This window comes from Candidatus Protofrankia californiensis, assembly GCF_900634765.1.
GTDB lineage: Bacteria > Actinomycetota > Actinomycetes > Frankiales > Frankiaceae > Protofrankia > Protofrankia californiensis.
In genome coordinates this window covers 3,106-5,964 of record NZ_CAAAFT010000144.1, presented here as the reverse complement: position 1 = coordinate 5,964, position 2,859 = coordinate 3,106, and the positions used below count along the sequence as shown (strand labels likewise).

General features: G+C 69.5%; 2 protein-coding genes, 1 tRNA gene and 2 pseudogenes. 1 reads left to right on the top strand and 4 read right to left on the bottom strand.

The features are described 5' to 3' along the window. The 4 genes and pseudogenes from DD1DGNOD_RS08555 to nadD all read right to left on the bottom strand — a co-directional run. Positions 1-59, bottom strand: a tRNA-Ala gene (locus DD1DGNOD_RS08555). 96 nt (positions 60-155) lie between these two features. After that, the gene (locus DD1DGNOD_RS08550; protein WP_131769842.1) at positions 156-872 is read right to left on the bottom strand and encodes a histidine phosphatase family protein; all 717 of its coding nucleotides are present in this window, start codon (positions 870-872) and stop codon (positions 156-158) included. Then, positions 869-1,276 (bottom strand): ribosome silencing factor, encoded by a 408-nt coding sequence (gene rsfS / locus DD1DGNOD_RS08545; RefSeq protein ID WP_131766018.1) that lies wholly within the window; start codon positions 1,274-1,276, stop codon positions 869-871. The genes DD1DGNOD_RS08550 and rsfS overlap by 4 nt, the downstream gene beginning before the upstream one ends. Positions 1,277-1,610: 334 nt before the next feature. Then, positions 1,611-2,192 (bottom strand): annotated as a pseudogene (gene nadD / locus DD1DGNOD_RS08540) (nicotinate-nucleotide adenylyltransferase); the annotation flags it as partial. A 230-nt stretch (positions 2,193-2,422) separates the two neighbouring features. Between nadD and DD1DGNOD_RS08535 the strand changes: the two are divergent. Beyond that, a pseudogene (locus DD1DGNOD_RS08535) lies at positions 2,423-2,859 on the top strand (phosphoglucomutase, alpha-D-glucose phosphate-specific); the annotation flags it as partial.

Below are 2,859 nucleotides of genomic sequence, written 5' to 3'. Positions count from 1 at the left end.
GAGGGGATTCGAACCCCTGACCCTCACACTGCCAGTGTGATGCGCTACCAGACTGCGCCACAGCCCCAGATGTGCTCTTGCTACCTGCCCTGCTATCCGGCTCCTTGCCGCTCCTGCGTACCTTTCACACCTTACAGGTCCTGCCAAGCGCCCCTTCAGGAGGCACTCGGTGAGTGTACCGGTTCGATGTCGGGAGCGGTTTCGGTGCCGGGAGCGGTCAGGGCAGCCTGCACGGGCAGGTCCGCCGCCAGCGTCCCCAGATCATCACTGCGAGCAGCTGCGAGCGGGCCACTGTTGTGCTCGACCAGCCGGAACCGCCCGTTGGAGCGGCGCAGCAGCGACCATCGACAGTTCCCCAGCGGGCCGAACCGCCACCACATCGGCGGCGGTATGTCGAGCATCCGACCGATGAGGGCGCGGGCGGTGCCGCCGTGCAGCACCAGCACGGCGAGCCCGTCACCACCGGAAAGCTCTTCAGCGACGAGATCCTCCACGACGCCGATCGCTCGCGCGCCGACCTCCTCGTAGGTTTCGCCACCGCCGCGGCGGACGTCCTCCCCGCGGCGCCAGGCCGCCTCCTCCTCGGGAAAGCACACCGCGGCCTGTTCCGCCGTCAGGCCCGACCACGCCCCCACCGATATCTCGCGCAGCCGGGCGTCCGCCCGGACCGCAAGACCCAGCTCGGCCGCGGTGGCCCGGCAGCGCAGCAGATCCGAGGACACCACGACGTCCGGGACGAGGGCCCGGATCGCCGGCGCCACCAGCCGGGCCTGGGCCCGACCGGTGGCGTCCAGCGGCGGATCGGCGTGGCCCTGGAACCTGCCCTGGTCATTCCACGAGGTGCGTCCGTGGCGCCACAGCAGGACCCTCACCGGCGGCCCGCGCCGGGTGCGGCTACTTCCGCATGCCGCGCGAGGTCACGGTCGGTGAAGGCGACCCGTGGGCAGTCCTTCCACAGCCTCTCCAGGTCGTAGTACGTCCGCTCCTCACCCCGCTGCACATGCACCACGACGTCGGCGAAGTCGAGCAGCACCCAGCGTCCCTCGCGTTCCCCCTCACGGCGGACCGGCTTGGCGTCGAAGCCGCGCAGATGCTCCTCGATCCCGTCAACGACGGCTTTGACCTGCCGTTCGTTATCCGCGGACGCGACGACGAAGCAGTCCGTGATGGCAAGACGCTCACTGACATCGAGCACGACGATGTCATGGGCAAGCTTGTCCGCGGCGGCCTGCGCCGCTTCGAGGGCGAGCTCGACGGCTCGCGGGGATGCGGTCACGAATGCACCTCTCTGGGTTCGGTGGATCGTCAGGCTTCGGTGGATCGTCGCGGTTGCGACCATCACCTGTGCTGATGCGGCCGGCACATGTCCGTCGATTTCCGTCTATGGGCGTGCCCCGAACCAGCTTGCGTACTGCCTGTCCAGCCTGACACACACAACACTTTCACGTGCCTGGATCTGTCCTGCGCCGGCTCAGCGGGCCTGCCGGCCTGGTCAGCCCGGTTTCCGCGGACGGCCCGGTTGCGCCGCCGCCGGTGGCGGTGGCGGTGGCACCGATTTCCAGGCCAGTCGGACCGGCCGGACCAGCGGGGTCGGTCGACGTGGCGGGGTCACGAGGCTGGTACAGGCCGCTCTTGGCGATGAAACGCACCACCCCGTCCGGGGTGAGGTACCAGATCGGTGCCCCGCGGCTGACCCGGGCGCGAATGTCGGACGACGAGATCGCCAGCGCCGGCACCTCGAGGAGACTGACGGCGTCCACGGGCAGGCTCGCGTCGAGTTCGAGCTGGTAGCCGGGCCGGGTGACGCCCACGAAGTGGGCCAGCGCGAACAGCTCCCGGACGTCCCGCCAGCTCAGGATCTGCGCCAGCGCGTCCGCGCCGGTGATGAAGAACAACGTGGCCTTGCTGCGCTCTCGACGCAGGTCCCGCAGCGTGTCAATGGTGTACGTCGGTCCGCTGCGGTCGACGTCAATCCGACTTACCGTGAAGCGAGGGTTACCTGCTGTCGCGAGGAAGGTCATGAGGTATCTGTCCTCGGCCGGTGACACGTCCCGGTCGGCCTTCTGCCACGGTCGCCCGCTGGGGACGAAGACCACCTCGTCCAGATCGAACAGGGCCGCGACCTCGCTGGCGGCCACCAGGTGGCCGTTGTGCACCGGATCAAAGGTCCCGCCCATCACCCCGAGCCTCACGGGCGGACAGTAACTGGACTACGGCATGGTTTCGACATCTCACCGGATATATCACATCCGGCCACGCCCGGCACGCCCGCTCCTGCTCACAAGAGCACGTCCGCTCCTGCTCACAACAAGCAGCCACAACCGTGCCGCCGCCGGCCCGCTAGGCTCGATGTCGCAACCATTCCGGGCGTGGCCGTGACCGGCGCCCGTGTCCGTCACTTCCTGTTCGAGGGGACCGCCTGATGCCGCCCAGTCCGCTCGCGGGCCGGCCCGCGCCACCCGACATCCTCATCGACGTGGACGCGCTGCTGGCCGCCTACCACGACGAGCACCCCGACCCCGCCGACACCTCCCAGCGGGTCGCGTTCGGGACGTCCGGGCATCGCGGTTCGTCGCTGCGACGCTCCTTCAACGCCGACCACATCGTCGCGATCACGCAGGCGATCTGCGAGCACCGCGCCGCGCACGGGGTGGACGGGCCGCTGTTCCTCGGCATCGACACGCACGCCCTGTCCGTGCCGGCTCGTGACAGCGCGCTGACAGTGCTCGCCGCGCACGGGGTGGACATACGCATCGCTCCCCGCGACGAAGCCACCCCCACCCCGGTGATCTCCCACGCGATCCTCACGCACAACGCCGGCCACGCTGCCGGCCGTGGTGCCAGCCACGATGCAAGCCG